The organism is Mesorhizobium sp. UC74_2 (assembly GCF_042701485.1).
GTDB lineage: Bacteria > Pseudomonadota > Alphaproteobacteria > Rhizobiales > Rhizobiaceae > Mesorhizobium.
In genome coordinates, this window is sequence record NZ_CP170562.1 from 114357 (window position 1) to 139403 (window position 25047).

34 protein-coding genes and 2 pseudogenes are annotated in these 25047 nt (G+C 61.5%); 14 read left to right on the plus strand and 22 right to left on the minus strand.

The genetic code is table 11. From position 1 onward, the window contains the following. The first annotated feature begins 128 nt into the window (after nucleotides 1-128). The 3 genes from ACFJIU_RS00545 (at nucleotide 129) to ACFJIU_RS00555 (ending at nucleotide 1705) form a co-directional block, all read left to right on the plus strand. Nucleotides 129-818, plus strand: coding sequence for a helix-turn-helix transcriptional regulator (locus ACFJIU_RS00545; RefSeq protein ID WP_379066573.1), 690 nt, complete (start codon nucleotides 129-131; stop codon nucleotides 816-818). Between the two features lie 66 nt (nucleotides 819-884). Beyond that, nucleotides 885-1271, plus strand: a complete 387-nt coding sequence (locus ACFJIU_RS00550) for a VOC family protein (RefSeq protein WP_379066575.1) — start codon at nucleotides 885-887, stop codon at nucleotides 1269-1271. Beyond that, nucleotides 1268-1705: an EVE domain-containing protein gene (locus ACFJIU_RS00555; RefSeq protein WP_379066577.1), complete on the plus strand. Its 438-nt coding sequence runs from the start codon at nucleotides 1268-1270 to the stop codon at nucleotides 1703-1705. Before ACFJIU_RS00550 ends, ACFJIU_RS00555 begins: the two co-directional genes overlap by 4 nt. Nucleotides 1706-1722: 17 nt before the next feature. On the opposite strand, the gene ACFJIU_RS00560 is transcribed toward ACFJIU_RS00555, so the two are convergent. The 5 genes from ACFJIU_RS00560 to sppA form a co-directional block, all read right to left on the minus strand. Continuing rightward, nucleotides 1723-1968: a DUF982 domain-containing protein gene (locus ACFJIU_RS00560; protein WP_379066579.1), complete on the minus strand. Its 246-nt coding sequence runs from the start codon at nucleotides 1966-1968 to the stop codon at nucleotides 1723-1725. Nucleotides 1969-2063: 95 nt separating this feature from the next. Then, a complete protein-coding gene (locus ACFJIU_RS00565; protein WP_379066581.1) occupies nucleotides 2064-3029 on the minus strand; it encodes an ornithine cyclodeaminase family protein in 966 nt (321 codons plus the stop codon). 92 nt (nucleotides 3030-3121) lie between these two features. Beyond that, nucleotides 3122-3454: a DUF1049 domain-containing protein gene (locus ACFJIU_RS00570; protein ID WP_379066583.1), complete on the minus strand. Its 333-nt coding sequence runs from the start codon at nucleotides 3452-3454 to the stop codon at nucleotides 3122-3124. A gap of 76 nt (nucleotides 3455-3530) precedes the next feature. Further along, a complete protein-coding gene (locus ACFJIU_RS00575; protein ID WP_129413282.1) occupies nucleotides 3531-3815 on the minus strand; it encodes an integration host factor subunit beta in 285 nt (94 codons plus the stop codon). Between the two features lie 81 nt (nucleotides 3816-3896). After that, complete coding sequence (gene sppA, locus ACFJIU_RS00580; RefSeq protein ID WP_379066585.1) at nucleotides 3897-4847, minus strand: signal peptide peptidase SppA; 951 nt, start codon at nucleotides 4845-4847, stop codon at nucleotides 3897-3899. Nucleotides 4848-5193: 346 nt separating this feature from the next. Here sppA and lptC point away from each other — a divergent pair, with 346 nt between their 5' ends. From lptC to ptsN, 6 genes and pseudogenes are all read left to right on the plus strand, one after another. Continuing rightward, the gene (lptC, locus tag ACFJIU_RS00585) at nucleotides 5194-5916 is read left to right on the plus strand and encodes an LPS export ABC transporter periplasmic protein LptC (RefSeq protein ID WP_379066587.1); all 723 of its coding nucleotides are present in this window, start codon (nucleotides 5194-5196) and stop codon (nucleotides 5914-5916) included. Then, a complete protein-coding gene (locus tag ACFJIU_RS00590; protein WP_129413285.1) occupies nucleotides 5903-6493 on the plus strand; it encodes an LptA/OstA family protein in 591 nt (196 codons plus the stop codon). The genes lptC and ACFJIU_RS00590 overlap by 14 nt, the downstream gene beginning before the upstream one ends. A 95-nt stretch (nucleotides 6494-6588) precedes the next feature. Further along, entirely contained in the window at nucleotides 6589-7299 is a 711-nt protein-coding gene (gene lptB / locus ACFJIU_RS00595) for an LPS export ABC transporter ATP-binding protein (RefSeq protein WP_245488616.1), read from the plus strand. A 174-nt stretch (nucleotides 7300-7473) separates the two neighbouring features. Then, the gene (rpoN, locus tag ACFJIU_RS00600; protein ID WP_379066589.1) at nucleotides 7474-8997 is read left to right on the plus strand and encodes an RNA polymerase factor sigma-54; all 1524 of its coding nucleotides are present in this window, start codon (nucleotides 7474-7476) and stop codon (nucleotides 8995-8997) included. A gap of 265 nt (nucleotides 8998-9262) precedes the next feature. Continuing rightward, nucleotides 9263-9847, plus strand: coding sequence for a ribosome hibernation-promoting factor, HPF/YfiA family (gene hpf, locus ACFJIU_RS00605; RefSeq protein WP_379066590.1), 585 nt, complete (start codon nucleotides 9263-9265; stop codon nucleotides 9845-9847). Nucleotides 9848-9906: 59 nt separating this feature from the next. Beyond that, nucleotides 9907-10372: pseudogene (gene ptsN, locus ACFJIU_RS00610) on the plus strand (PTS IIA-like nitrogen regulatory protein PtsN). A gap of 229 nt (nucleotides 10373-10601) precedes the next feature. Here ptsN and ACFJIU_RS00615 read toward each other — a convergent pair. Then, nucleotides 10602-10859, minus strand: coding sequence for a DUF1150 family protein (locus ACFJIU_RS00615; protein ID WP_054309700.1), 258 nt, complete (start codon nucleotides 10857-10859; stop codon nucleotides 10602-10604). Between the two features lie 63 nt (nucleotides 10860-10922). After that, nucleotides 10923-11348, minus strand: coding sequence for an Hsp20 family protein (locus ACFJIU_RS00620; protein ID WP_326890129.1), 426 nt, complete (start codon nucleotides 11346-11348; stop codon nucleotides 10923-10925). 130 nt (nucleotides 11349-11478) lie between these two features. Here ACFJIU_RS00620 and ACFJIU_RS00625 point away from each other — a divergent pair, with 130 nt between their 5' ends. Further along, on the plus strand, nucleotides 11479-12423 hold the full coding sequence (locus ACFJIU_RS00625; protein ID WP_379066593.1) for a nucleoside hydrolase: 945 nt from the start codon (nucleotides 11479-11481) through the stop codon (nucleotides 12421-12423). A 473-nt stretch (nucleotides 12424-12896) separates the two neighbouring features. On the opposite strand, the gene ACFJIU_RS00630 is transcribed toward ACFJIU_RS00625, so the two are convergent. From ACFJIU_RS00630 to ACFJIU_RS00670, 9 genes are all read right to left on the minus strand, one after another. After that, a complete protein-coding gene (locus ACFJIU_RS00630) occupies nucleotides 12897-13511 on the minus strand; it encodes a LysE family translocator (RefSeq protein WP_379066595.1) in 615 nt (204 codons plus the stop codon). A gap of 131 nt (nucleotides 13512-13642) precedes the next feature. Further along, nucleotides 13643-14074, minus strand: a complete 432-nt coding sequence (locus ACFJIU_RS00635; protein WP_379066597.1) for a DUF1801 domain-containing protein — start codon at nucleotides 14072-14074, stop codon at nucleotides 13643-13645. Nucleotides 14075-14079: 5 nt separating this feature from the next. Next, a complete protein-coding gene (locus ACFJIU_RS00640; RefSeq protein WP_379066599.1) occupies nucleotides 14080-14418 on the minus strand; it encodes a YciI family protein in 339 nt (112 codons plus the stop codon). Between the two features lie 68 nt (nucleotides 14419-14486). After that, complete coding sequence (locus tag ACFJIU_RS00645) at nucleotides 14487-14957, minus strand: DUF1801 domain-containing protein (protein ID WP_379066601.1); 471 nt, start codon at nucleotides 14955-14957, stop codon at nucleotides 14487-14489. 11 nt (nucleotides 14958-14968) lie between these two features. Then, entirely contained in the window at nucleotides 14969-15190 is a 222-nt protein-coding gene (locus ACFJIU_RS00650) for a hypothetical protein (protein ID WP_379066602.1), read from the minus strand. A gap of 146 nt (nucleotides 15191-15336) precedes the next feature. Then, nucleotides 15337-15756, minus strand: a complete 420-nt coding sequence (locus ACFJIU_RS00655; RefSeq protein WP_379066604.1) for an SRPBCC domain-containing protein — start codon at nucleotides 15754-15756, stop codon at nucleotides 15337-15339. Beyond that, nucleotides 15753-16076, minus strand: coding sequence for an ArsR/SmtB family transcription factor (locus ACFJIU_RS00660; RefSeq protein ID WP_379066606.1), 324 nt, complete (start codon nucleotides 16074-16076; stop codon nucleotides 15753-15755). Before ACFJIU_RS00660 ends, ACFJIU_RS00655 begins: the two co-directional genes overlap by 4 nt. A gap of 88 nt (nucleotides 16077-16164) precedes the next feature. Further along, nucleotides 16165-17637: an amidase gene (locus tag ACFJIU_RS00665; protein ID WP_379066608.1), complete on the minus strand. Its 1473-nt coding sequence runs from the start codon at nucleotides 17635-17637 to the stop codon at nucleotides 16165-16167. Between the two features lies 1 nt (nucleotide 17638). Continuing rightward, nucleotides 17639-18547 carry a ribokinase gene (locus ACFJIU_RS00670; protein WP_379066610.1) on the minus strand — a complete coding sequence of 303 codons (909 nt, stop codon included), beginning with the start codon at nucleotides 18545-18547 and terminating at the stop codon, nucleotides 17639-17641. A gap of 230 nt (nucleotides 18548-18777) precedes the next feature. On the opposite strand from ACFJIU_RS00670, the gene ACFJIU_RS00675 reads away from it, so the two are divergent. Next, on the plus strand, nucleotides 18778-19671 hold the full coding sequence (locus tag ACFJIU_RS00675; RefSeq protein ID WP_379066612.1) for an EamA family transporter: 894 nt from the start codon (nucleotides 18778-18780) through the stop codon (nucleotides 19669-19671). A 38-nt stretch (nucleotides 19672-19709) separates the two neighbouring features. Here ACFJIU_RS00675 and ACFJIU_RS00680 read toward each other — a convergent pair. Next, a pseudogene (locus tag ACFJIU_RS00680) lies at nucleotides 19710-20613 on the minus strand (methylated-DNA--[protein]-cysteine S-methyltransferase). Between the two features lie 174 nt (nucleotides 20614-20787). Then, nucleotides 20788-21282, minus strand: a complete 495-nt coding sequence (locus tag ACFJIU_RS00685) for a DUF2244 domain-containing protein (RefSeq protein WP_379066614.1) — start codon at nucleotides 21280-21282, stop codon at nucleotides 20788-20790. 22 nt (nucleotides 21283-21304) lie between these two features. On the opposite strand from ACFJIU_RS00685, the gene nth reads away from it, so the two are divergent. Next, a complete protein-coding gene (nth, locus tag ACFJIU_RS00690) occupies nucleotides 21305-22105 on the plus strand; it encodes an endonuclease III (protein ID WP_379066616.1) in 801 nt (266 codons plus the stop codon). A gap of 9 nt (nucleotides 22106-22114) precedes the next feature. Here the strand turns inward: nth and ACFJIU_RS00695 are convergent, their stop codons facing one another. Further along, nucleotides 22115-22576 (minus strand): DUF2214 family protein, encoded by a 462-nt coding sequence (locus tag ACFJIU_RS00695; protein WP_379066618.1) that lies wholly within the window; start codon nucleotides 22574-22576, stop codon nucleotides 22115-22117. A gap of 137 nt (nucleotides 22577-22713) precedes the next feature. On the opposite strand from ACFJIU_RS00695, the gene ACFJIU_RS00700 reads away from it, so the two are divergent. Beyond that, nucleotides 22714-22914, plus strand: a complete 201-nt coding sequence (locus ACFJIU_RS00700) for a YdeI/OmpD-associated family protein (RefSeq protein ID WP_379066620.1) — start codon at nucleotides 22714-22716, stop codon at nucleotides 22912-22914. Between the two features lie 105 nt (nucleotides 22915-23019). After that, a complete protein-coding gene (locus ACFJIU_RS00705; protein ID WP_379066622.1) occupies nucleotides 23020-23559 on the plus strand; it encodes a GNAT family N-acetyltransferase in 540 nt (179 codons plus the stop codon). Nucleotides 23560-23690: 131 nt separating this feature from the next. Here the strand turns inward: ACFJIU_RS00705 and ACFJIU_RS00710 are convergent, their stop codons facing one another. The 3 genes from ACFJIU_RS00710 to ACFJIU_RS00720 all read right to left on the minus strand — a co-directional run bounded on the left by ACFJIU_RS00710 (nucleotide 23691) and on the right by ACFJIU_RS00720 (nucleotide 25034). Continuing rightward, nucleotides 23691-24233: an NUDIX hydrolase gene (locus tag ACFJIU_RS00710; RefSeq protein ID WP_379066624.1), complete on the minus strand. Its 543-nt coding sequence runs from the start codon at nucleotides 24231-24233 to the stop codon at nucleotides 23691-23693. Between the two features lie 139 nt (nucleotides 24234-24372). Beyond that, a complete protein-coding gene (locus ACFJIU_RS00715) occupies nucleotides 24373-24666 on the minus strand; it encodes a hypothetical protein (protein WP_379066626.1) in 294 nt (97 codons plus the stop codon). Between the two features lie 203 nt (nucleotides 24667-24869). Then, nucleotides 24870-25034 (minus strand): Flp family type IVb pilin, encoded by a 165-nt coding sequence (locus ACFJIU_RS00720; RefSeq protein WP_379066628.1) that lies wholly within the window; start codon nucleotides 25032-25034, stop codon nucleotides 24870-24872. Between the last annotated feature and the right edge of the window lie 13 nt (nucleotides 25035-25047).

Genomic DNA, 25047 nt, shown 5'->3' on the forward strand with positions numbered 1-25047 from the left:
CTGCTTTTGGCATAGGGGCCGGAACCGCGCAACATGAAGGGCCTCTGACGCGATCGCGGCGAGAAGACTTCAAGCGGAAAGCTGACAATTCGAAGGCACGGGAACGGCCTGCGCTGTATAAGGTCACAATGTCGCGCTCCGAACGCCTGCTCGATCTCGTCCAGACCTTGCGTCGCCACCGCTTGCCGGTGAGCGGGCAGACCTTGGCCGGGGAACTTGGCGTGTCGATCCGCACGCTTTATCGCGACATCGCCACTTTGCAAGGGCAAGGTGCGCCGATCGAGGGCGAGGCCGGGCTGGGTTATGTGCTGCGGCCAGGCTTCATGCTGCCGCCGTTGATGTTCACCGACGAGGAGATCGAGGCGATCGTGCTCGGTTCGCGCTGGGTGGCCAAGCAGCCGGACAACCGGCTGTCCAAAGCGGCCGCCGATGCGCTAGCCAAGATCGCCGCCGTCCTGCCTGAAGATCTGCGCGAGGATCTCGATGCGTCAACGCTCCTGGTCGGTCCGCATTCGGGGGCAAGCGAGGGCATCGATCTGGCGGCCGTGCGCCAGGCGATCCGCGACGAGCGGAAACTTGCCATTACCTACAGCGATGCCGGTGGCGCCGGCAGCGAGCGCATCGTGTGGCCGTTTGCACTTGGCTTTTTCGACAAGGTGCGGGTGATGGTGGCCTGGTGCGAGATGCGTCAGGATTTCCGCCATTTCCGTACCGACCGGATCGCGAGGCTGGATGCCACGGGCCTGCGCTACCCCCGGCGACGGCAGTCCCTGCTCAAGCAATGGCGAGCGACATTGGAGAATGCACCCCAGCGCTGATTGCTACTGCCAGAATCTGACAGTGGACGCACCTATGTTCTCTCCATCGCAACACGGAGAGCAAGCATGCAAAGCCCCAACTTCACTATCCTCTTTGTCGACCAGCCGCAGGCGAGCGGTGCCTTCTACCAGGCCCTGGTCGGCCGTGAGCCCGTTGAATCGTCGCCGACCTTCGTGCTGTTCGTGCTGGACAATGGCTTCAAACTGGGCCTCTGGTCGCGCCACACGGCTGAACCAGCTGTCAGGGTCGCGGGCGGAGGCTCCGAGATCGTCTTCCAGTGCGAAACGCCTGAAGCCGTAGATGCAACGCACGCCAACTGGGTGGGCCGTGGCCTTTCCATCCTGCAGCAGCCAACCGAAATGGATTTCGGCCGCACCTTCGTGGCCCTGGATCCCGACCAGCACAGGCTGCGCGTCTATTGGCCGAACATCGCGCAAGACGCTCGGTCATGACGCGATACTGGCTCGCCGTAGCCTGTGCCGCGCATGTCAGGCGTGGCCGCGCCGAAGGCTTCATGCAGGTGAACCATGGCAAGGCCGCACCTTTGCGTCGTATCAATCCCGGGGACGGGGTCGTCTATTACTCACCAAGCACGACAATCGGCGAAAAGGACGGCCTGCGCTCCTTCACCGCCATCGGCCGGGTGCGCGACGGTGAACCCTATCAAGGCGTCATGGCCAGCGGGTTCCAGCCGTTCCGGCGCGATGTCGCGTGGGAACAGTCGCACGAGATGTCGATCATGCCGCTGCTCGACAGGTTGGAATTGACCGCCGGAAAGTCCAATTGGGGCTATCCGCTGCGGTTCGGGCTGATCGAGTTGACCGAGCATGATTTTCAACTGATCGCCGGGGCAATGGGAGTTCCGGCGATCAGTGATCAAAGGTAGCTCGTGAGCGGAGCGGATCACTCGACCAGGATGCGCGCTTCGCGAGCGGCTTCGACGAAGGCTTCTCTTGCCGTGTCACCGGCGGCGTTGCCGTTGATGACGGCCTGCGAGGCACGCTTGGCATCGAGATGTTTGCGCGTGCCCGCATCCGGCCAATGATTGGTAAGCAGGTCGATCGCCTGCCTTGCGTTTGAAACATGACGAATATCACCCAGTATGCCGGTGGCTACGGGCACGACTTTCGAAAACCAGCCTTCGTTCATGGCTTTGGTCCTTGGCTGTTACTGCCCGCAACAAACGCAGAACTCGACAGCCGGTTTCCCGAAAACGAAGACGATAACCGAAGCGTGAATGTCGGTCAGGATTTCAAGGCTTTGTAGACGGCGATGCCAGCTGCGAGGTCTTCCAGTGCCGCGCCGACCGACTTGAACAACGTGATATCCTGCGCGTTTTCACGACCTTTCTTATGGCCACGCGCCAATTCGTGCAGGTCGGCGATGATGGCATCGGGTTTGAGCACGCCGGAGGCGAGCGGCTGGACGATGTCTCCAGCCTCCTTGGTGGCACCCGCACGCGTGTCGACATAGACGCGGGCGCGCGCGATCGCCGCGTCGTCGGCTTCGCGCATGGTCGGCGTGAAGCCGCCGACGAGGTCTATATGGACACCCGGCTTGACGTTAGCGCCCCTGACCAGCGGTTCGTTGGAAATGGTGGCGGAAGAAACGATGTCGGCCCTGGCAAGCTCTGTATCGAGATCGATCGCTGCTTCCGCCGGCAAGCCCTCCGCGCGGAGACCGGCAGCGACTTTTTCGGCATTGGCCGGCGTGCGGTTCCAGATGCGGATCGACGTGATCGGCCTTACCGCCGAATGTGCCTTGGCCAGGAATGGCGACAACGCACCGGCACCGATCACCAGAAGCCGCGACGCATCCTCGCGCGCGAGGTAGGAGGCGGCGAGCGCCGAAGCGCAGGCGGTGCGCCATTGGGTGAGCCGCTGGCCGTCGATCAACGCCTGCGGTTCGCCGGTCTTGCCGTCGAGAAGCAGATAGAGCCCCATTACCGCAGGTTTGGCGATGGCATTGTTATCGGGTGAAACCGTGACGATCTTGACGCCGATATGGCCATCCTTGGAAGTGCCCGTGGCATTGAAGTCGGTCCAGGCCGGCATCAGCAGCAGCGTGGAAGCAGCACCGTCAGGCCGTTCGACCGTGTGGTGGTGGCGCACCGGCTGCACGGCGCCGTCATGGAAAGCGGTGCGGAGCGTCTCGACCAGACCGGAGAACGTCAGCGCGCGATCGACCTCGGCGGCCGAAATGGTCAGCATGGAAGGGTCTCCCGTTCGATCTTATTGATTTTGTCGCACGATCTTTTCCGAAAAGCCTGCAACTTTTCGGATCGCGCTCGATGAAGCGCCGATCAACTGGTCGGTTTGGGCAGAGCCGGCCCCTGGCCGGCGGAAGGCGCGCGCGCGATCGCCTGGCGCAGGTTCTCTGCTTCGACCCCGCGCTGGCGCGCGAGCTTGCGATAGCGGCCCTGGCGCATCCAGGTGGCGAAGGAGCCGACGAGGATGCCCACGGCCAATGCCAGGAACAGCATGACGAACAGCGGCAGAGTGAGCGTCAGCGCCGGATTGCCCGGGTTGAACGGGTCAAGCGTGAAGGCAACCAGCTCGCGGTTCGCCACAGCCAGCGCGATCAGCACAATGGCCAGCGGGACAAAGATGACGATGACAGCGAAGCGGTTGACCATGGCGTCTCCAGTCGGAAGGCTGGTTGCGGCCATCCGACTGGAGGCCGGAGTGGCGCTCAGGCGATTTGAAATCGCCTTACTTGTCGCCGTTCAGCCTTTCACGCAATTCCTTGCCGGTCTTGAAGAACGGCACCCATTTTTCCTCGACCTCGACCGATTCTCCGGTGCGCGGGTTGCGACCGGTGCGAGCGGGGCGATTCTTGACCGAGAAAGCGCCGAAGCCACGAAGCTCCACGCGGTTGCCTTCCGCGAGCGCGTCGGTGATTTCGTCGAAGACCGCGCCGACGATGTTTTCGACATCGCGCAGGAACAGATGCGGATTGCGGGTGGCGATGATTTGGACGAGTTCGGACTTGATCATGCGGACGGTCCCCGTAAAGGCGCGGCGGCCAATTTTATGCGGATGATTTTATTCGCTTTTTGACTTATGCCCCACGCCAGATCAAGGGTGCCAGACCGAGACGAGACCGTCAAGGAACAAGCGGTCGGCGCCGATCTGGCGTAGTACCTCTTCGCTCTCCACCGGCAGGCCAAGTGCGCGGCCGATCTGGCGGACCATCGCGTTGGGAAGAAAGAGGCTGCTGCGCTCCGTGCTTTTCCACTCCACGACCTTCAATTTTTCGTCGACGCCCTTGGTGCCGAGCCACTTCACGGCTTCCTGTTCGCCACCCAACGCGTCGATCAGCTTGTTGGCGACAGCCTGGCGGCCGGTAAAGATCGAGCCGTCAGCCAGCGCCAGCGCTTGCGGCCTCGGCAGCTTGCGCCGCTCGGCGACGATGTCGACGAACCAGTCATAGCTGTCCATGATCAGCTTGCGCACCATGGCGCGGGCTTCCTCGGTGGTCGGCGCAAAAGGCGAGGGCGATGCCTTGAGCGGCGACGATTTCACCTCCTCGAGCTTGACGCCGATCTTGTCCATCAAACCGGTCACGTCAGGATACTGGATCAGCACGCCGATCGAGCCGACGATCGAGGTCTGGTGCGCGACAATGTAATCCGACGCACTGGCGATCATGTAGCCGGCGGATGCCGCCAGCGTGCCGACTTCGGTCACGACCGGCTTTTCGGCGGCAAGCTTGCGTACGGCATCGTAGATGGTCTCGCCGCCCACGGTGGTGCCGCCCGGCGAATTGACCAGCAGGATCACGCCTTTGACATGCGATGCCTTGCGCACCGCCTCGATGCGGCGGATCAGTTCATCGTCCTGAGTGATGGTGCCTTCGATCTTGATCTTGGCGATGTGATCGACGCCGGTGCTCTCGCCACCGCGATAATACCAGGCAGACAGCATGGCCAGCCCGATCAGCAGCACGGCGATGGCGGCGATGCGCCAGAAGGTCAGCTTGCGCCGCAGGCGGCGTCGGTCGATCAGGTCGTCGGCTCTCAGGGTCATGTCAGCCTCAGTTTCTGGGCACGCAAGCAGACGCTTTTAATGCAACCGCCAATTCAGGGCTACCGCTTTCAGGCCCGTGCGCCGTGCGGCATCGTTGCCGCAAGCATTCGGGATCTGCGGATGAACTCTTCATTAGCGATCTGGCAATACTGGGCAGCGTGATAGTCGAAATGTAGGCATGGCGGTGAAAAAGGCGTCATGCTAGTCTTGACCGACCCCCTGGCGGTTTTCTCCGCTGCAGGGGTAAGTCATATTTTTGCGATTTTTCTTCGCATGCGCTTGCTTGGGCGCAAACCGGCACCAAATAAGGCGCGGGTTCGGCGGGCAAAAGGACCAGAAGGTTTACATGTTGGCACGAACGACCGACCCGGAAGGCAAGGACGAGGTTATTGTCGCGCCGAAACGCGGCGAGCTCCCGTCCGAACGCGCGGTCGCCTTCGACAGCGCGCAGCGCCATTCGCGCCGCGTTCGTATCCTCAAGCTCGCCTTGCCGGTCATCGCTGGCATCATCGCGATCGCCTTTCCGGTCTATTCCTATCTGAAAACCCCGCCGGCAGCCCCGGTTCAAGCGGATGGCAGCGCGTTCTCCAATGGCAAGCTGGTGATGGCCAACCCCAAGCTCGAGGGTTTCACCAAGCAGAACCTGCCTTATTCGATGAAGGCGCTGCGGGCGATCCAGGATGTAGCCAAGGAAAGCATCATCGGCCTTGAAGGCATCGATGCCAAGCTCCCGCTCGACAAGGATACGTCGGCGGTGGTCGGCGCAGCCAGGGGTGTCTACAACCGCGACGCCAACACGCTGGAGTTGGCCAACGACATCACCATGACCACCACCAGTGGAATGGTGGTGAAGATGAAATCGGCCTTCCTTGATATGGCGAAAGGCAATATGAAGACGAACGACCCGGTCGACATCGTCACGCGCGGCTCGCATATCCAATCCGACTCCATGTCGGTGGAAGACAGCGGCAAGGTGCTGGTTTTCGAAAAGCGGGTTCGAGTCAACCTGGAGCCTGGCGTTTTGAAGACGACCAGCGACAAGAGCGGAGAGCCGAATGCGGCCCAATAACATGAAGTGGCTTGCTGCTGCGGCATTTCTGGCAGCTGCATCCGTGCCAGCCTTCGCGCAGTCGGCCCAGACCAACATGTCCGGCCTGAAGCTTTCCGGCGACAAGCCGATTCAGATCGAGAGCGACAAGCTGGAAGTGAGGCAGGAACAGAACCTCGCCATCTTCACGGGCAATGTCAGCGTGGTGCAAGGTCCGACCCTGCTGAAGGCCGGAGTCCTCAAAGTGTATTATCTGAAGGATGCCGCCGCGGGCAAGGACGGCTCGAAGAGTGCGGCCATGGCTGGTCCCGCGCTTGGCGGCTCCACCAATATCGACCATCTCGAAGTCGACGGGACTGTTTATCTCAAGTCCGACGACCAGATCGCCACCGGCGAGCGCGGCACTTTTGACATGAAAAGCCAGGTCCTGGTGCTGACCGGTTCCAAGGTTGTGCTGAGCCAGGGCGACAATGTGCTCACCGGCTGCAAGCTGACCGTGCAGATGAAATCCGGCCTTGCCAATGTCGACGGCTGCAGCAAAGGCGGTTCCGGCCGCGTCATGATGCAGATCAACCCGGATTCGACCAAGAAACCCTGACCGAAAGCGCGATGCAGTTGCTGAAACAAACCGACGCCAAGCCGGCCGCGCCTGCCATTGTCGGTGGCGAAAAGGTCAAGCTCAAGGGCACGCTGATGGCCCGCGGCCTGTCCAAGAGCTACAAGGGGCGGCGCGTGGTGAATGGCGTTTCGCTCGGTGTACGCGCCGGTGAAGCCGTCGGACTGCTCGGGCCCAATGGCGCCGGCAAGACCACCTGCTTCTACATGGTGACAGGGCTGGTTCCAGTCGACGAGGGCAAGATCGAGATCGATGGTTTCGATGTCACCTCCATGCCGATGTACCGCCGTGCACGGCTCGGTATCGGCTATCTGCCGCAGGAAGCCTCGATTTTCCGAGGTCTCAATGTCGAACAGAATATCCGCGCCGTTCTTGAGGTGGTGGAAAAGAGCCGCAAGACACGTGAGCGCGAACTCGACGCATTGCTGGAGGAATTCCACATCACCCATCTGCGCAAGGCACCCTCCATGGCCTTGTCGGGTGGTGAGCGGCGCCGTCTCGAAATCGCGCGCGCCTTGGCGACCCGTCCGGCCTACATGCTGCTTGACGAGCCTTTCGCAGGCATCGATCCGATCGCCGTGGCCGACATCCAGCAATTGGTCCGCCATCTGACGGCTCGTGGCATCGGCGTCCTGATCACCGACCACAATGTGCGCGAGACGCTGGGCCTGATCGATCGTGCCTATATCATCCACGCCGGTGAAGTGCTCACGCATGGCCGCGCAGAAGAGATCGTCGCCAATCCGGACGTGCGGCGGCTCTACCTCGGCGAGGCCTTCACCCTTTAACTCCGGCACCGGGCGCGTACCTGGCAAGCTCCGGATTTGCATGCGGTTTTCACGACCCGCCTAACCTCACGGCCATCCGGCGTGCTAAGGTTCGTTGCTTGACAAGCAAAAGCCGGGCCATTTGATTGCATTGCTGCCGACGGCTCCACCGAATAGGGATTTCGCATCCAGAACATGGCGCTTGCTGCCAAACTACAGCTGAGACAATCGCAGTCGCTGGTGATGACGCCGCAGCTGATGCAGTCGATCCGACTGTTGCAGCTTACCCATGTCGAGCTTGATCGTTTCATCGACGAGGAAATCGAACGCAATCCCCTGCTGGAGCGCGCTGATCCGCAGCCGGATATCCCGGTGGAACCAGCGCAGCAGAGCGAAGGTGAGCGGAAGCCCACGGATGCCGACGAATGGTTCGAGGCGGAGACGGCCTGGAGTTCCGAGGCGATATCGGAAAAGCTCGATTCGTCGCTCGAAAATATCTTTCCGGATGATCCAGGTGTCAGTGAACGGGTCGGGCCCGACCTTTCACAGCAATGGAAGTCGGCGCCCGGCGGTGGCTCCGGCGCTTCCGAGGGTTTCGACATGGAGGACGTGGCTGCCGCCGCCGTTACCCTGCGCGAGCATGTCGGCGAGCAGATTGCCTTTACCTTCCTCGATGCGGGTGACCGGCTGATCGCCGCTGAACTTGCGGATGGACTGGACGAGGCTGGTTACCTGCATGCCGAGATGGGTGAAATCGCTGGACGTCTTGGGACGGATGCGGTTTCAGTCGAACGTGTTCTTGCCGCCTGCCGCGGCTTTGAACCATCCGGCCTGTTCGCACGCGATCTGGCCGAATGCCTGTCGCTGCAGCTCGTCGCACGTGACCGCTTCGATCCGGCAATGGAGGCACTTGTCGCCAATCTGGAACTGCTCGCAAGGCGGGATTTCCAGACGTTGAAGCGCCTGTGCGGCGTTGACGAGGAAGATCTCCTCGACATGCTGACGGAGATCCGGGCACTGGACCCAAGACCGGGCCTCGCTTTTTCCGGCGGTGCCAGCGATGCCATCGTCGCGGATGTCGAGGTGCGCCCGGCCGCCGATGGAAGCTGGGCGGTGGAACTCAACGCCGATGCGCTTCCGCGCGTCCTGGTCGATCAGGTCTATTTCTCCCGGGTGTTCAGCCAGACCAGGGTGCAGGCAGAGAAGGATTTTCTGTCCGAATGCCTGCAGAACGCCAACTGGCTGACCCGCAGCCTGGATCAGCGTGCGAAGACCATCCTCAAGGTGGCTTCCGAGATCGTGCGGCAGCAGGATGCATTTCTCGTCCATGGCGTGCGCCATCTGCGGCCGCTCAACCTGAAGACGGTGGCGGACGCCATCGGCATGCATGAATCGACCGTCAGCAGGGTGACGGCCAACAAGTACATGCTGACGCCGCGCGGTGTGTTCGAGTTGCGTTATTTCTTCACCGCATCGATCGCCGCTGCCGATGGCGGCGCCGCCCATTCCTCGGAAGCGGTGCGGGATCGTATCCGGCAGCTCATCGATGAGGAGAAGGCGGAAGACGTGCTCTCCGACGATACGATCGTCGACCTGCTCAAGGCCGACGGGGTCGATGTCGCGCGCCGGACGGTTGCCAAGTATCGGGAAGCAATGAACATTCCGTCTTCGGTGCAGCGGCGACGTGAAAAGCGAGCGCTCGCGGGCGTCGGTCGTTGAGAAGCCGCGGATTTCCACAGTTTTTCGTTTCGTTGACAAGCGCCGGGGAGTTGGCTAGAAGCCCGCCCGCATGAGACGGGCTACGGCCCGGAGGTGGTCGGTCCGTCGTGAAGTTGACCTGGGGGCGGTCAAGGTACGGTCCAATGGCCAGCGACAAGGTTCGGTTACAAAATCGGGCGCGGACGGTGCCGCGAAGCTTGTCTGCGCGGACCACAGGTATAAACTCCAGACAGTGTGAAGCCTGAGCAGGAAAGGTCAATTTTCAATGACGCTGCGCATTTCGGGGAAACACATGGACATCGGCGATGCGTTTCGTACGCGCATCACCGATCGGATCGGCGAAGCCATCGGGAAATATTTCGATCGCGGCTTTGCCGGACATGTGACGGTGGTGAAATCCGGTTCGCGTTACACCGCTGATTGCATGATCCGTCTGGATTCGGGCACCGCGTTGCAGGCAACTGGCGATGCCCAGGAGCCGACCGCGGCCTTCGAGGCTGCAGCGGACCGGCTGGAGACCCGCCTGCGCCGCTACAAGCGCCGCCTGAAATCGCATGCCTCGGGTGCCGGCAATGGCGCAGCCACGGATATTGCCTATACGGTGATGGCTCCGCTCGCAGATGACGACGAGGAAATCCCGGAAAATTACGCGCCCGCCATCGTCGCGGAATCGACCCTGGTCCTCAAGACCATGTCGGTCGCCTCAGCGGTGATCGAGCTGGATACCAAGGACACTCCTGTCTTCGTTTTCCGCAACGCCGGAAACGATCACCTCAACATCGTCTACCGCCGGCCGGACGGAAATATTGGCTGGATCGACCCTTCGACAACAAAGGTCGCACAGGGATAACGACCCTTGGCTGTGCTTCGGCACGGTCGAGGGTGGTGGGCGAACAAGGGATTTTTCAGATGGATCTGAGTGATCTGATCGACGTTTCGGCGATCATGCCGGCGTTGAAGGCGAACTCGAAAAAGCAGCTCCTGCAGTTGCTCGCCGAGCGCGCCGCCACGATCTCCGGCATTCCGGAGCGCGAGGTTTTCGACATCATCCTGCAGCGTGAGCGGCTGGGCTCCACCGGCGTCGGCAACGGAATCGCCATTCCGCACGGCAAGCTGCCGGGGGTAAAGCGCCATCGCCGGCGTGTTCGCCCGCCTGGAGACGCCCGTCGATTTTGAATCGCTCGATGACCAGCCTGTCGACCTGGTGTTTCTTCTGCTGGCGCCTGAAGGTGCCGGGGCAGATCATCTCAAGGCGCTGTCGCGCATCGCGCGGCTGCTGCGCGATGCCGACACGGTGGCCAAGATCCGCGGTACGCGCGACGCCAATGCCATCCTGGCGCTGCTTTCGCAGGCACCGGCTTCGCACGCAGCCTGATATCTCGGAAAATTAAAGCTTCCAGAGCAATTCCGGGAAAAGTGTGTAACGGTTTTCCGTCCGGAATTGCGAAAAACAAATACTGAGAGCGATTCCGCGTTTCCGTGAAGAACGGAAACGCTCTAAGGGCGGCGCGTGCCGCCCGTTTTCATTCCAGACAGGTGACTACCGTCCTTTATGCGGCGCATGATCCTTTCCGAAAATCGAGCCCGATTTTCGGGGTCATGCGTCAGTGGATGGCGACGGTCGTCAGGTCGTTCTCCATCGCGCCGGCAAGGGCACGGTCGCGAGCATCCGACAACAGGATCGGCTGGCCGTTTGCGGCAAACAGCGCCCACAGTTCCATGCCAGGCTGGATTTCCTCGAGACCGGGGAAGCGGCCGCGCAGGTCATCGCTCGACACTTTTCTGAGATAGGCGACCGAGCCTTCGCCAAGGTGGGCGAGTTCGCTGTTGGTCATGGTCAGTCTTTCGATAGTTCTGGGCATTTTAAGCCTCCTTTCAGCGAGGCGCCTGTCCAGGGCCGCCACGCGTAAGAGCCATCGGCAAAGTCAGTCTTTCACCGATATGTTTATTTTTCGTACCAGCCTCTCGGCTTCCGGCCGGTCGAGGTCGATCGACAGGAGGCCGTTCTTCAACTCTGCCGCCAACACCCGCATCCCGTCGGCCAGCACGAAACAACGCTGGAACTGGCGGGCCGCGATACCGCGGTGAAGGTATTCGCGCTCCGTGTCGTCGCTCTGACGTCCACGCACCACCAGCTGATTCTCTTCGGTGGTCACGTCCAGATCGTCTTCCGCGAAGCCGGCAACCGCCAACGTGATGCGCAGCCTTTCGGCATCGCCTTCGCTGCCGCGCAGCCGTTCGATGTTGTAGGGTGGATAGCTGTCGCCGGATTTCGCCAGGCGTTCCAGCGTCTTTTCCATTGCATCGAAGCCCAAAAGAAGCGGACTGGAAAAGGGCGTCATTCGACTCATCGTACCGTTGTCCTCCAAGAGCGACATGTACCGGTGAAAACCCGACTGGCATTTTCCCGGTCTTCATTGATATGGTCCGCCGCGCGGGCGAGTTCAAGCCATCAAAGGCCCCGCCAACCAAGGACACAAAATGCCGGATAAACGCAAGATCATCATCGACACCGACCCTGGCCAGGACGATGCCGTGGCCATATTGCTCGCACTGGCGAGCCCTGAACTGGATGTGGTCGGTATCACTGCTGTCGCCGGCAACGTGCCGCTGCGGCTGACTGAAAAGAATGCCCTCAAGATCTGTGAGTTGGCCGGCCGCCGCGACGTCATGGTGTTCTCCGGCGCCATCCGGCCATTGGTCCGGCAACTGGTCACGGCCGAGCACGTGCACGGCAAGACCGGCCTTGACGGCCCCGATCTGCCGGAACCGACGATGAAACTGCAGGAGCAGCATGCAGTCGATTTCATCGTGGAAACGTTGATGCGCGAGGAGCCCGGTACGATAACGCTTTGCCCGCTCGGACCGCTCACCAATATCGCGCTCGCTTTGGTACGCGAACCGAAGATCGCGCCGCGGATCAAGGAAATCGTGCTGATGGGCGGCGGTTTCTTCGAAGGCGGCAATGTCACGCCGGCAGCCGAATTCAACATCTATGTCGACCCCCATGCGGCGGACGTGGTGTTCCGCTCCGGTGTGCCGATCGTGGTCATGCCGCTCGATGTCACCCACAAGGCACTGACGACCGCCAAGCGGGTCGAGGCGTTCCGCAGGATGGGTTCGAAAGTCGGCGACGCAACCGCCTCGCTGCTCGATTTCTTCGAGCGTTTCGATGAGGAGAAATACGGCACCGATGGTGGACCGCTGCACGACCCCTGCGTCATCGCCTACCTGCTGAAGCCGGAACTGTTCAAGGGCCGTCATTGCAATGTGAGCGTCGAAACGGCCTCGGATCTGACTATGGGCATGACCGTGGTCGACTGGTGGGGCGTTACCGACCGGCCGAAGAACGCCACCGTCATGCGTGATATCGATTCAGACGGCTTCTTCGGGCTGCTGACGGAAAGACTGGGACAACTGAACTGAGATTGCGCCAGAGCGTTTCCGTTTTTCACGGGAACGCTTTCCCTGTTTTACGCAGCTCCGAACGGAAAACCGTTGCGCACTTTTGCTGGAATTGCCCTAGCGGGTCGAGCCGGCCACCCTGTAGCTGACGGTTCCATCCGCATGCATGCTGCGCTCCAGCAATATTTCTGATCCGCGCGGATGCGGTCTCGACACGTGATCGTTCACGAAAGCGGTCGTGCCGTCAGAGGCCAAGGCGACCATATACCTATAGCCTTCTCCCACGAGGCTGCCCGCCGCTGGCTGGGGGATTTGCGCGATGGATTTCACGGTTGCGCTCACGGTCGATCTGCTGACGATCGGGCTCGCTGAAGACGATAGCCACAACGGAAACAGGGCTATCAGCAAAATCAACAAGGCTGCAGCCAACAGCCGCCCGCTCGTAAGCAAGGGCTTAAGCCCGTGTGGCCCAGCGAGTGGCATGATGCGGAAACCTATTTTGCTCTCGAGAATGCCAGCCACAGACCGCCGCCGACCAGGAAACCGCCGCTGATCTTCGACAGCAGGCGGATGCGATGTGCCGAGAGCAGGCGCCCCGCACGACCGGCCGCGAGCGCGTAACAACTGTCGGAAACGGCAGCGAAGGCGAGGGCGGTCAGGCCCATTACGGTCATCTGCAGTGAAAAATTGCCGCTCGGGTCGATGAATTGCGGGAAGAACGCGCCAAAGAACACCAGTGTCTTCGGATTGCTGACAGCGACCAGAACGCCCTGCAGAACGAAGCCGCCGCGCGGCTTCCTGACCGATCCATCCGGGTTCAGGCTACCCTTGTTGCGGAACATCTGGATGCCCATCCAGATAAGGTAGGCGGCGCCGATGAGACGAACCCATTCGAACCAGTGCCCCATGCCGGCGATCAGCGAGGTCAGGCCGATGGCGACGACGCCGATCGTCATGGCGAGGCCGATCTGCGTGCCCACGACATTGCCGAGACCGGCGCGGGTGCCATGGCGGATCGAGTTGGCGATGATCAGCGTCACCGTCGGTCCCGGCACCAGGACGATGACGATGCAGGCCACGACATAAGCGGCATAAAGCGAAGGCGACATGGACGATCTCCCAATTCGATGCCGGCCTGAGCCGGCTTCGAGATCAATGCACGCTGCCTTTGGAGGTGCAAGGGGAGGGCAAGCGAGTTGTTGAGGCCCCAGTCATCGGTCGGAAGAAGGCCTGCGGAGCTTCAAGCCTTCTTTGATGTCTTCCCTGCCGTGTTCACCGCCACGGCGGCGTGGATGAGCGCCTTGAAGGCTTCTTCGTCGACTACGTCCCCTTCGTGAAAATCGATGGCGCGCCTTGTGTTGCCGTCGAGACTGGAATTGAACAGGCCGGAAGGGTCTTCCACCGAGGCGCCTTTGGCAAAGGTCAGCTTCACGGCTGCCTTGTAGGTCTCGCCGGTACAGATCATGCCGTCATGTTCCCAGACCGGAACGCCCAGCATGGAGTTGGACGGCTTGCGCCACTTGACCTCTTCGACAACATCGGGATCGGCTTGCCTGATCAGCGCGCGCAGCCGGGCGAGCGTCTCGCCGCGCCAGTCACCCAGCGCCTTGATGGTCTGGTCGATAAGTTCGGAAGGCGGAGTGTCTTCGTGAGCGGTCGAGTTCTTTGTCATGATGTCTACCCTTGGACCGGCCGAATTTCGACGCCGCCATATTGCGCGCCGGGCACACGCTTGGCGAATGAGGTCGCGGCAACCATATCCGCGACCTCTATGAGAAAGAAGCCGGCAATCCGGTCGCCGGACGCCTGGTAGGATCCTTCCGTAACGAGCGCGTGGCCATCCTGCGAGCGGACGGTCGCGACGCCGGCGGGCCATGTGGCCGTTCCGCGCAAGGCGCCGCTTTTGGCCAGGAACGTGTTGAATTCGCCGTAGTCGCGCCCGATGGCCTGCTGTTCGTCGGCGGTTGCAGCCGCGATCTTAGCGTCGTCCTGATAAATCAGCACCAGAAAGAGCATTGTGCCTCCTCGATCCCATCGTCTTTTTCAGTGGGGATTGGGTGCGCTGGCCTGGGGCTGCGCACCGGTTACATCTTCTCGCCCGGCAGCCGGCTGGCCTGCCTGACCCAATCGGCAAATTGTGCTTCGTCGAGCCTGTCTTCGTAGACGTCGTAGTAGCGCACCTCCTTCTGTTTGGAGGCGCCCGGCGGGACGGGATTCAACGACGCGCCGCGAAAGAAGGACACCTTCACGTATTTGGTGAAGAGGTGAATGCCGAGGAACCAGCCCATGCCTTCGTCGGCGACGCCGTAGAGCGGCGAGTTCCATTTCACGGCCTTGCGCAGACCGGGAACAGTGTTCTCGATGATGACGTCGAGGCGACGGGTGACATCGCCCTTCCAGCCGGGTGATGCGGCTATGTATGCCTGCACTGGCGCGTCGCCGTATCCCTTGGCGATCTGAGGGTTGCCACCCGAAAGCAGGACCGGCTTGTCCGGATCGACCTTGGTGGTTTGCTTGATGCTCTTTGCTGGTTTTGGAGCTTTTCCATCCGGCATGGCTGTCGATCCTATCCGCTGGTCGGTTGGCCGTCGCGGCCCTTGGCGATGTAAGGCAGGACGAACATGTAGAGCCCGCTGAACAGCAGCAGGAAGAGCGGAAGCAGTGGAGAATAAACGATCCATGCGGGAGGCTGTCCCATCGCCATGGCGATGAAATTGGCGGCGACGGTGGCGGTGAAGATGATCGACAGCCAGCGATGGGACTGTCGAATCCATTTGTTCCAGATCATGGTTCCCTTCTTTCCAAAGTTGGGTGACGTACCTGCCTGAGCAGCTAGAGCGTTTCCGTTTTTCACGGAAACGCGGAAACGCTCTAAGTTTTTGTTTTCGTCGCATTTTTGTAACGCCAAGTGATTCCACTTGGCTACAAAATGCTCTAGTCGCTCTTCACCAGCAGCTGTTCGAGATTTGTGAAGAACTGCTGCCAGCCGGCCTTGGCGCCGCCGAAGGCCTGCTTCTGGTCTGGCCGGAAGCCGGCCTGCTCCATGCGCAGATGCGTTCCCCTCTCCGTTGCAGTCAGTGTGAAGGTGACCACGCTTTTCATGCCGTAGGCAGGGTCGTCATGGGCGAAGTCCCAGCGGTAGGACAGGGTCTTGTGCGGTTCGATGGCCAGCACTTCGCAGTCCAGCACGCCGCCCCATTCGCCACGCAGGTTGAAGCGGTGGCCGACAACGGGCTTGAAGTCGTTCTTCATCAGCCACTCCTCGATCAGATGCGGCTGCGTCAGCGCGCGCCACAGTTTTTCCGGCGGGAACGGGATCTCCCGTTCAACGACGACGGTGCGTGTTTCGCTCATTGATCCATCCTTTTCAGCAGGTCTTCGAGGTCGTCGAAACGACTTTCCCAGAAGCCGGCCATCTCCTTTGTCCAGTCGACCAGCGGGGCCAGCGCACCAAGCTGCACGCTGTAATGTGTCTGGCGGCCTTCATGGCGGTCGCGCACCAGGCCTGCCTGTTTCAGCACGCCCAGATGTTTCGAGACGGCGGGTTGAGAGACACCGGCATGCGTTGTCAGGGCGCCGACCGTCTGCTCTCCGCCGCGACACAATCGCTCGAAGATAGCCCGACGTGTCGGGTCGGAAAGCGTTTTGAACAACAGGTCGTGCGCATCCGTCATCGAAATCAATAACCCGCTGGCTATGGATTGACATATAGCTGGCGAGTTATGGATTAGTCAAGCGCGAATCTTGGAGATCGAGAAACGACTAACTCTCGGGAGAAGCGCCGATTTTCCAGGGCAAAACGGCTTCATAGGCAGCAGCGGCACGCAGGACGGCAAGGTCGCCGCGCGGCCGGCCGATCAATTGCATGCCCATCGGCCTGCCCCTGGTGTCGAAGCCTGCCGGCACATTCACGGCTGGACAGCCGCCCAGCGTGGCAAAGGCCGTGACCTGCATCCAGCGATGGTAGCTGTCCATCGCTCGGCCCGCGACCTCGTGCGGCCAGTGCGTCGACACTTCGAACGGAAACACCTGCGCTGTCGGTAGCGCCAGCAGGTCGTAGTGCTCGAACAACGAGAGTAGCGTGCGATGCCAGGTGGTACGCCGCATCGCTGCGGCATGGATTTCGGACGCCGACAGCCGGGACGCGCCTTCCGCTTCCCAGATCGCTTCGGGCTTCAGCAGCGCGCGTTTTGCCGGATCGTCGTGGAGCAGTTTCAGTCCGCAGCCGCTCGAAGACTGGCGCAACGTCACGAAAGCCTGCCACAGGGCTTCGAAATCTGCATCCGGCAGCAGAGGCTCTACCTCGAAACCAATGTCAGAGAGGCGCTGCAGCGCTGCCTTGCAGAGATCGAGGACGCCGTCCTCCATGGGCAGATGGCCGCCGAGATCAGCCAGCCAGCCGATCTTGCCACCGGCTGTCGTGCCGTCGCCGATGCCCTTCAGGAAGGATCCCTGCGGATCATAAGATAGCGGTGCTTGCGGGTGATAACCGGCCTGCACGTCAAGCAGGAGCGCCATGTCACGCACGCTGCGGCCCATCGGTCCTTCAACGCCCATCTGTGCGTGGAAGACCTCGAAACCGGGACCGCCCGGCACAAGTCCTTGCGACGGGCGGAAGCCGAAGACGTTGTTGTAGGCGCCCGGATTGCGGAGCGAACCGCCGAAATCGCTGCCGTCGGCCAGCGGCACGAGGTCGAGCGCCAGGGCGACAGCTGCACCGCCACTGGATCCGCCAGCCGTCCAGGCGGGATCGAAGGCATTGAGGGTTGGCCCGAAGACTGGGTTGTAGGTGTTGGAGCCGAGACCGAACTCCGGCACGTTGGTCTTGCCGATGACGATGGCGCCGGCCTTGCGCATGCGCTCGACGAAATACTCGTCTGCCTCGGGCACGAGATCGGCGAAGATCGGCGAGCCGAACGTGGTCTTGAGGCCTTTCGTCTGGGCGAGATCCTTGATGGCGATGGGCAGGCCGAAGAGGCTGCCGGTCTCGCCACCGGCAGCAAGATGGGCGTCCGCCGCATCCGCCTCGACGAGGAGCTCGGCGCGATCGCGCAACGAGACGATGGCGTTGACCTTGGGATTCAGCGCTTCGATGCGATCGAGGAAGGCAGTCATGACCTTTCGCACAGAGAGCCGTCGTTCGCGGATCGCTGCGGCGAGGTCGACCGCGCTCAGGGTGCAGATAGGACCCGCCGGTGGAACGGCGTGCCGGCTCGCAGGACGAGAATTGCCCATATCAATGGTTGTCCGCGCCGAGTGCGGCTTCGACTTCCGCTGCCAGCGGGATTGCCGGTTGGGCGCCGGGCTTCAGGCAGGCGAGCGAGCCGGCGGCCGCCGCGCGGATCAGAGCCGCCTCCAATGCCAGGCCGGATTCCAGTCCTGCCGCCAGATAGCCGCAGAACGTATCGCCGGCACCGACCGTATCCACCGGAACGATCTTGAGAGCCGGCACTTTCAGGAACTCTTCGCCGGCCGCAGCCAGAACGCCTTCGCCGCCGAGGGTGACGACAATGGTGCGGCCGGTTTTCCTTGCATAGGCGCGCATGCGCTCCGGACGATCCGCTCCCGTCAACCCGAGCGGCTGGCAATAAAGGTCGAATTCGGTCTCGTTGGCCACGACATAGTCGGCCTTGGCGAGCAGCCCGGCGGCTTCGCTGCGAGCGGGTGCGGTGTTGAGCACGGTGATCGCGCCAACCTCTCTTGCCGCTTCGAGTGCCGTTTCCACGGTCTTGAGCGGGATCTCGTGCTGCAGCAGCACGACATCGCCTTTCTTGAGCTGTGCCTTGACGATGTCGCCGGGCAGCACGGCGTCGTTGGCGCCGGCCACCACCGCGATCATGTTCTCGCCATCGCCGCCGACCAGGATATGGGCGGTGCCGGTGGAGCTGTGCGTTCGGGCGACGGCCGACAGGTCGACATCGCCAGCTTCCAAGAGCGCCAGCGCATCGCTGGCGAAGCCATCCTTGCCGACTGCCCCGACCATGCGCACCTTGGCACCGGCACGCGCCGCGGCCAGTGCCTGGTTGGCGCCCTTGCCGCCAGGCGCGGTTGTGAAGGAGCTTCCCGGCACTGTTTCGCCAGGGCCAGGCAGGCGCTCGACCGTGACGATAAGGTCGAGGTTGATGGAACCGATGGTGACGATCAAGGCAGGCCCCTCAGGATTGTTCTGAGCTTGTTTTGGCGCGGACCCTAGCGTTTCTCCTGCTCGAAGGAAACCGATTTGCCGGTAAGCCGGCCATCCTTCCCCTGCGCAATTGTTCGGACATCAAGAGCGATGCAGCCGGCAAGCGGGGCACCTTGCGGATCTGTCGCCGTGCCGGTAAAATAAAATAATAAATTCAATTATTTAAATGATTCCATCAGGAAAATTGAACCATGCGCCTGCGTCATCTTCTGCTGGCCCTCGGCATCGTTTTCATCTGGGGTGTCAATTTTGCCATCATCAAGCTCGGGCTGAGACAGGTCTCGCCGTTGGCGCTGGGCGTGGCGCGATTTGTGCTCGCGGCCTTTCCATGGGTGTTCTTCATTCCGCGTCCAAAGGTGCCGTTGCGTCTGATCGCACTCTATGGCCTTCTGATCTTTGCCATGCAGTTCGGCTTCCTGTTCACCGGCATGAAGCTTGGCATGAGCGCGGGGCTGTCGTCGCTCATCCTGCAGTTGCAGGTGTTCTTCACCATTGGCCTGTCGGTGCTGCTGCTTGGCGAACGGCCGACGATATGGCAACTGGCCGGCGCCTTGCTTGCCTTTGCCGGCGTCGGCGTGGTGGCCTTCAATGTCGGCGGCGATGTCAGCGTGATCGGTCTTGTCCTGCTCGTTGCAGCAGCGGCTTCCTGGGGCGGAGGCAACATCGTTTCAAAACGGATTTCGCAGCTCTCGACGACTCCCAACGTGCTTGGACTGGTGGTGTGGGGCAGCCTTTTCGCACTGCCGGTCCTGCTGGTGGTCGCACTGGTGCTAGATCCCGATCACCTCGTTTCGAGCTTCACCAGCCTCGACTGGGTATCAGTCGGCTCGATTGCCTACATCGTCTACCTGTCGACCCTGCTCGGGTTCGCGGTCTGGGCGAGTCTGCTTGCCCAATATCCGGTATCGACGGTCGCGCCGTTCACGTTGCTGGTGCCGGTGTTCGGTTTTCTGGGCTCGGCCGTGCTGCTCGGCGAACCACTGCAAGGCTGGAAGCTCGGTGCCTCCAGCCTTGTCATTGCGGGCCTGTGCATCAATCTGTTCGGGTCGCGGATAACAACGCGGCGCGTTCGCTCAAACGCTTAGAGCGGCACCGACCGTCTCAATCAATCCGATCTTCAGGATCAGGCTGTGCCAGCCGAAAGCTGGCCCGCCTCCCAACCCAGAATGGCCCGCTTGCGGGTCAGGCCCCAATGGTAGCCGGTGAGCGCGCCGGACTTGCCGAGCGCGCGGTGGCACGGCACCACGAAGGACAATGGGTTGGCGCCCACCGCAGCACCGACAGCACGGCTGGCGGTTGGCTGGCCGATCTCGGAGGCAATCGCCGAATAGGTGCAGGCCTTGCCCATGGGGATGCGCAGCAATGCCTCCCAGACGCGCAGCTGGAAATCCGATCCGATCATCACCACGCGCAGCGGCTGGTCGGAGCGCCAGCGGGCCGGATCGAAGATGCGCGCGGCATAGGGAGCGGTGGCGCTGATGTCCTCGACATAGTTCGCATTCGGCCAGCGGCTCGACATGTCCTTGAACGCGGCCTGTTCGCTGCCGGCGTCGTTGAAGGCGAGGCCGGCCAGGCCACGATCGGTGACCATGATCAACGCCACCCCGAAAGGCGAGAGGTGGAAGCCGTAGCGAATGGTCAATCCTTCGCCGCGGGTCTTGTAGTCGCCCGGCGACATCGCCTCGTGCGTCACGAACAGGTCGTGCAGCCGCCCCTGGGCCGGACATGCCGACTTCGAGGGAGGTTTCCAGCAGCGGCATGCCCGAATCGAGCAGTCTGCGCGCATGGTCGAGCGTTACGGCCTGCAGGAAGGCCTTCGGTGACAATCCGGCCCAGCGGGTGAACAGTTTCTGCAAGCCGGTTGGCGTTTCGCCAACGTCCTCGGCCAAAGCCTCCAGGGATGGCTGGTCGCGGTAGTCGAGGCTGATCTTCTCGATGGCGCGGCGCACGACCTCATAGTCACTGCCGTCGGGCGTGATGTCCTTCTCAAGGGTCGGGGCGATCTTCATCGGCATCCTGGTATTCATAGCGAGATGAGCGTTCATGGCAATTTCTCCCGAAGCAGAATGCAGCGCATTCTGCTCCTTCTTCCTGTTTCGCCGCATGATCCTGTCCGGAAAGTCTGCAACTTCCCGGGATCGTGCTCTTGAACGCGAATATCGGGATTTCCGGGGACGGTCTCCACCCGTTTCCTGCGAAGGTCAGCGTGCCTTTACTGTGGCGAGCGCGCGGGTGAAAGCCGTGGCGAAACTCTCGCGGTCGTCGGGGTTGAGGAAGCCGCCGATCGCCACGCTTTGACCGCGCAACTCGACAGCCATTGCGGTGATGCCGATCTCGGTGTGGCGGGCCACCGAGAAGCGTGACCAGAACGGGTTGAAATGGTGTTCCTCGGTCCTGCCCGAAGGGGCGGTCTTGCGGATATCGAGCGCTGTGCGCGACACCGAGACCTCCTCGCGGGCGCGTGCCGCACGATAGTTCAGGCGGAAAGCGACATAGATGGCCAGAATGTCAAGGCCGAAGAAGCCGAAGATCGGCCAGGCGCCGTTGGCCAGGAAGACCACGCCCGTGACAGCCCAGCAAAACAGCAACGCACCGATCAGGATCGCGAAGCCCGTGCGGCCAAGCGATCGGTGCGGCATGAGCAAAGCCTGAAAGACCGGCTCGTCAGCGGCGAAAGGGGCGTTTGTATCGCTCATCGCGTAATATTATAGGAAGCGCATGGCAGTCCCCAAGCTCAAAGATCGTCGCAGTTCGGAAAAACGGTCCGCGTCCAAACGCAACGCGGCGTCGCCGCCGGCTGCAAGGAAAGCGTCGAGGAACAAGTCGGCGTATACGCCAGCCGAAGTGCACGAGATTTTCCGTCGTTTTGCCATACAAAGGCCCGAGCCCAAGGGCGAACTCGAACATGTGAATGCATTCACGCTTCTGGTGGCCGTCGTGCTGTCGGCGCAGGCCACCGACGCCGGTGTCAACAAGGCGACCCGCCCGCTGTTCAAGATCGCCGACACCCCGGAAAAGATGCTGGCGCTTGGCGAAGCCAAGGTGGGCGAATACATCCGCACCATCGGCCTGTGGCGCAACAAGGCCAAGAATGTGATCGCGCTTTCGCAGGCGCTGATCGACGATTACGGCGGCGAGGTGCCTGACAGCCGCGACGAACTTGTCAAGCTGCCTGGGGTGGGCAGGAAAACCGCCAATGTCGTGCTCAACATGGCGTTTGGTCAGCACACGATGGCTGTGGACACGCATATCCTGCGCATTGGCAATCGGCTCGGGCTTGCTCCCGGCAAGACGCCGGAACAGGTCGAGGAAGGGTTAATCCGGATCATTCCGGACGAATACATGCGCCATGCGCATCACTGGCTGATCCTGCACGGCCGCTATGTCTGCAAGGCGCGCAAGCCCGACTGTCAGGCTTGCATCATCGCCGACATCTGCAAGGCCGCCGAAAAGACCAATGCCATTCCGGCACCTCTGGTCGAACTGGCTCCGCTGGAACCTGCCGGTGAAGTGCTCTAGCGATAGGTCCTAGAGGCCGTAACCGCGCGCCATGGCAGCAGCGAACGCGGGGATCGCCAGGAAAAGCAGAGCTTCCAGCCAGATGTAACGGCGCACCGAAGTCAGCTCGTGGCCAGGCGGCTGGAACGCGGGGCTCGCTGCCGCCTGCCGGTTCCAGGAAATGAAGCGGATGGTGGGCACGATGGAGAGCAGGCCGACTGTCGCAAAGATCGCCATCTTCACCCAGAACACCCAGTTGTAGACGTAGAATTCCCAGCCTTTCAGGCCGTGGAAGACGCGGCCGATGCCGATAAGGATGATCAGAACGGCGAGCATGCCGTAATGGCGATCGACGCGGGCGAGGCGGCGCAATGTGCCGGGCGTCAGTTCGTTGCGTATCAGCACGAACTCGGCGGCGATCACACCTGCCAGCGAAAAGGCAAGCAGGTGATGCAGGATGGTCAGGACGAGATCGGTGGTTTCCATCTGCATTCCCCCTTCGCGATGGCGTTTCATACGATGTCAGCAGAGAAATGCCCAGCAGGCTTAATCGCATGCCGCTGAATTGACCTCCATCCGCGGCCGACTAATGTTGCCGGATGACGAAGCTGACACGTGCAATCAATCCCATGCCTGAGGATGTCAGGGTCGCGCTCGATCAGAATGGGCTCGAGGCCGCATATGCCGCGCGGCCCGACTACCAGCAGAATGATTATCTGGGCTGGATCTCGCGAGCCAAACGCGAAGAAACACGGCTGAAGCGGCTCAACCAGATGCTGGATGAGTTGAAGCGCGGTGGCGTCTACATGAACATGGCCTGGCACGGCTGAGCCTGCCTAATTGAGTTGCCGGTTTCTGGCCGGGGCGTGCCCTGTCGACTGGCTCTTGTTCACCACACTGCGCCTGCTAGGTGCGCCCGAGATCAAGAGGCGACAATGACCACGACAATCCGCACCGCACCGGTCCTCGAGACCGAAAGGACCATCCTGCGTGCTCACGCTTTGGATGATTTTGACGCCTATGCACAGATGTGGGCCGATCCCGTCGTGTGTCGCTTTATCGGCGGCAAGGTGCGTACGCGCGAGGAAAGCTGGATGCGCTTCCTGCGGCACGCCGGCCTGTGGTCCCTGATCGGCTACGGCTATTGGGCGATCGAAGACAAGGCGACCGGACGCTTTCTCGGCGAAGCTGGGTTTCACGATATGAAGCGTGACATAACGCCCTCGCTGGAGGGGATGCCCGAAGCCGGCTGGGTGCTGGCCTCCGAGGCGCATGGCAAGGGTATCGCCGGCGAAGTGGTGTCGCGCATGGTCGCTTGGGCCGACCAGACATTCGGCGGCGCCCGCACGGTCTGTATCATCGACCCCGAAAACGGACCTTCGCTGAGTGTGGCGGTCAGGGCCGGCTACGCGGAGGTGTTGCGCACGACCTATCATGGGGCGCCCACGATCCTTCTCGAGCGGCTGCCCATGTGATCAGGCTTTCGCTGCTTCGCGCCGCGAGCCAGAGCATTTCCATTCTTAGGGAAACGCCGAGACGCTCTAACTCTTTGTTTCTGTGCGCAATTCCGGACGGAAACCCGCCACCCACTTTTCCTGGAATTGCTCTAGTCAGCAGGCAGGCGCAGCGTCTTCAGAAGCGTCGCCAGTTCAGGCTCGTCGATCAATGTGGCCGCATCGTCGGCCTTGAGCCAGGCACGTTGACGCGTACCGGCTTCAGGCCAGCTCGCGAGCTCATCGCTGACAGAGAGCAGATAGACCGTGACGTTGACGCGCGCGAAACTGGACGTCAGGCGTTTCCAATAGGAATAGCTGCCGGCAGGCTGTTTCAATGTCTTGCCGATGACGCCTGCTTCTTCCTGGGCTTCGATGGTGGCGGCCTTGCGGCCGCTCTTGCCCGGCATCGGCCAACCCTTGGGGACGATGAAACGTTGAGTCTGGCGCGATGTCACCAACATCACTTCAATCCCGCCATCCGCTCCCTGACGAAAGGGGATGGCAGCGACCTGGCGGATTGTCTTGCCTTTCTTGGCTTGCTCGACCGCCTGTTTTTTCGGCAACGGCTTTGCAACCGACGGCTTGGTGGCGGTCGGGGCGGTATTTTTCCTGGGCGCATTTTCGCGCCCGCTCTTTTTCTTGGTTGCCGCCATGGCACTTCCAATCAAACCCGCCTGGCGGTTCAGGCAGACCTCAAGCTAACATAAACATCTGCGGTGCGCGCGATCGCTCGCGCGCTGCAATCCCATTATGGATTCTAATAGACGGCTAAGCAAATTCCATGCTGTCTTGTCAGCGACAGCCACCCACCACGCTACCGCCATTGGCCGACGATTGGCAAGGTTGCCGCAGCGCCGGCGCCACCGGCTGCGGTGGTATGACGACCTGCCGGTCGATCTCACGATAAATCTGCTGCTGCTGCTGGAATTGCTGCCGCTGGATCTGGTTTCGCAGTGCCTGCAGGTCGGCCTGGCCGATCGAGTTGATGCCAGGGCGCACAGGCTGGAGGGATTGGGCTCCGGCTGGCAAACCGGCGATAGCCGCCAGGCTCAGTCCACAGATAACGGTCGCGCAATGCCGTTTCATTGTCCGTCACCATATCGTTGGGCATTCATGCGGACTTATATAGTGCAGGCAGCCGGGAGGTCCATGTCGGCCTCACCCTGTATAGGCATAAGGTGGGCTGCGGCCGCTGCAATCGGACATGCGACGGAGTTTCCAGTGTGCAAGCGAAACGGGCCGCCCGAAGGCAGCCCGTTTCAGTGCACAGCCGGCAGGCTATCGAGCCATCATCTGACCTGGTCGGAGATGTTCTTGAACTGAGTGTTCAGCTTATCGCCGAGCGTGGTTGCCCCAGCAATGATCGCAAGCGCGATCAAGGTGGCAATCAGGCTGTATTCAATGGCGGTCGCGCCCGAATTATCTTGAACGAAACGCACAAGAAGCTGGGGCATCGTCGGACTCAAT

What these genes read in the sequence shown, in the direction of transcription:
- ACFJIU_RS00545 (WP_379066573.1), top strand. Translation starts at nt 129, where the DNA reads ATGTCGCGCTCCGAACGCCTGCTCGATCTCGTCCAGACCTTGCGTCGC.
- ACFJIU_RS00550 (WP_379066575.1), top strand. Translation starts at nt 885, where the DNA reads ATGCAAAGCCCCAACTTCACTATCCTCTTTGTCGACCAGCCGCAGGCG.
- ACFJIU_RS00555 (WP_379066577.1), top strand. Translation starts at nt 1,268, where the DNA reads ATGACGCGATACTGGCTCGCCGTAGCCTGTGCCGCGCATGTCAGGCGT.
- ACFJIU_RS00560 (WP_379066579.1), bottom strand. Translation starts at nt 1,968, where the DNA reads ATGAACGAAGGCTGGTTTTCGAAAGTCGTGCCCGTAGCCACCGGCATA.
- ACFJIU_RS00565 (WP_379066581.1), bottom strand. Translation starts at nt 3,029, where the DNA reads ATGCTGACCATTTCGGCCGCCGAGGTCGATCGCGCGCTGACGTTCTCC.
- ACFJIU_RS00570 (WP_379066583.1), bottom strand. Translation starts at nt 3,454, where the DNA reads ATGGTCAACCGCTTCGCTGTCATCGTCATCTTTGTCCCGCTGGCCATT.
- ACFJIU_RS00575 (WP_129413282.1), bottom strand. Translation starts at nt 3,815, where the DNA reads ATGATCAAGTCCGAACTCGTCCAAATCATCGCCACCCGCAATCCGCAT.
- sppA (WP_379066585.1), bottom strand. Translation starts at nt 4,847, where the DNA reads ATGACCCTGAGAGCCGACGACCTGATCGACCGACGCCGCCTGCGGCGC.
- lptC (WP_379066587.1), top strand. Translation starts at nt 5,194, where the DNA reads ATGTTGGCACGAACGACCGACCCGGAAGGCAAGGACGAGGTTATTGTC.
- ACFJIU_RS00590 (WP_129413285.1), top strand. Translation starts at nt 5,903, where the DNA reads ATGCGGCCCAATAACATGAAGTGGCTTGCTGCTGCGGCATTTCTGGCA.
- lptB (WP_245488616.1), top strand. Translation starts at nt 6,589, where the DNA reads ATGGCCCGCGGCCTGTCCAAGAGCTACAAGGGGCGGCGCGTGGTGAAT.
- rpoN (WP_379066589.1), top strand. Translation starts at nt 7,474, where the DNA reads ATGGCGCTTGCTGCCAAACTACAGCTGAGACAATCGCAGTCGCTGGTG.
- hpf (WP_379066590.1), top strand. Translation starts at nt 9,263, where the DNA reads ATGACGCTGCGCATTTCGGGGAAACACATGGACATCGGCGATGCGTTT.
- ACFJIU_RS00615 (WP_054309700.1), bottom strand. Translation starts at nt 10,859, where the DNA reads ATGCCCAGAACTATCGAAAGACTGACCATGACCAACAGCGAACTCGCC.
- ACFJIU_RS00620 (WP_326890129.1), bottom strand. Translation starts at nt 11,348, where the DNA reads ATGAGTCGAATGACGCCCTTTTCCAGTCCGCTTCTTTTGGGCTTCGAT.
- ACFJIU_RS00625 (WP_379066593.1), top strand. Translation starts at nt 11,479, where the DNA reads ATGCCGGATAAACGCAAGATCATCATCGACACCGACCCTGGCCAGGAC.
- ACFJIU_RS00630 (WP_379066595.1), bottom strand. Translation starts at nt 13,511, where the DNA reads ATGTCGCCTTCGCTTTATGCCGCTTATGTCGTGGCCTGCATCGTCATC.
- ACFJIU_RS00635 (WP_379066597.1), bottom strand. Translation starts at nt 14,074, where the DNA reads ATGACAAAGAACTCGACCGCTCACGAAGACACTCCGCCTTCCGAACTT.
- ACFJIU_RS00640 (WP_379066599.1), bottom strand. Translation starts at nt 14,418, where the DNA reads ATGCTCTTTCTGGTGCTGATTTATCAGGACGACGCTAAGATCGCGGCT.
- ACFJIU_RS00645 (WP_379066601.1), bottom strand. Translation starts at nt 14,957, where the DNA reads ATGCCGGATGGAAAAGCTCCAAAACCAGCAAAGAGCATCAAGCAAACC.
- ACFJIU_RS00650 (WP_379066602.1), bottom strand. Translation starts at nt 15,190, where the DNA reads ATGATCTGGAACAAATGGATTCGACAGTCCCATCGCTGGCTGTCGATC.
- ACFJIU_RS00655 (WP_379066604.1), bottom strand. Translation starts at nt 15,756, where the DNA reads ATGAGCGAAACACGCACCGTCGTCGTTGAACGGGAGATCCCGTTCCCG.
- ACFJIU_RS00660 (WP_379066606.1), bottom strand. Translation starts at nt 16,076, where the DNA reads ATGACGGATGCGCACGACCTGTTGTTCAAAACGCTTTCCGACCCGACA.
- ACFJIU_RS00665 (WP_379066608.1), bottom strand. Translation starts at nt 17,637, where the DNA reads ATGGGCAATTCTCGTCCTGCGAGCCGGCACGCCGTTCCACCGGCGGGT.
- ACFJIU_RS00675 (WP_379066612.1), top strand. Translation starts at nt 18,778, where the DNA reads ATGCGCCTGCGTCATCTTCTGCTGGCCCTCGGCATCGTTTTCATCTGG.
- ACFJIU_RS00685 (WP_379066614.1), bottom strand. Translation starts at nt 21,282, where the DNA reads ATGAGCGATACAAACGCCCCTTTCGCCGCTGACGAGCCGGTCTTTCAG.
- nth (WP_379066616.1), top strand. Translation starts at nt 21,305, where the DNA reads ATGGCAGTCCCCAAGCTCAAAGATCGTCGCAGTTCGGAAAAACGGTCC.
- ACFJIU_RS00695 (WP_379066618.1), bottom strand. Translation starts at nt 22,576, where the DNA reads ATGCAGATGGAAACCACCGATCTCGTCCTGACCATCCTGCATCACCTG.
- ACFJIU_RS00700 (WP_379066620.1), top strand. Translation starts at nt 22,714, where the DNA reads ATGCCTGAGGATGTCAGGGTCGCGCTCGATCAGAATGGGCTCGAGGCC.
- ACFJIU_RS00705 (WP_379066622.1), top strand. Translation starts at nt 23,020, where the DNA reads ATGACCACGACAATCCGCACCGCACCGGTCCTCGAGACCGAAAGGACC.
- ACFJIU_RS00710 (WP_379066624.1), bottom strand. Translation starts at nt 24,233, where the DNA reads ATGGCGGCAACCAAGAAAAAGAGCGGGCGCGAAAATGCGCCCAGGAAA.
- ACFJIU_RS00715 (WP_379066626.1), bottom strand. Translation starts at nt 24,666, where the DNA reads ATGAAACGGCATTGCGCGACCGTTATCTGTGGACTGAGCCTGGCGGCT.
- ACFJIU_RS00720 (WP_379066628.1), bottom strand. Translation starts at nt 25,034, where the DNA reads ATGCCCCAGCTTCTTGTGCGTTTCGTTCAAGATAATTCGGGCGCGACC.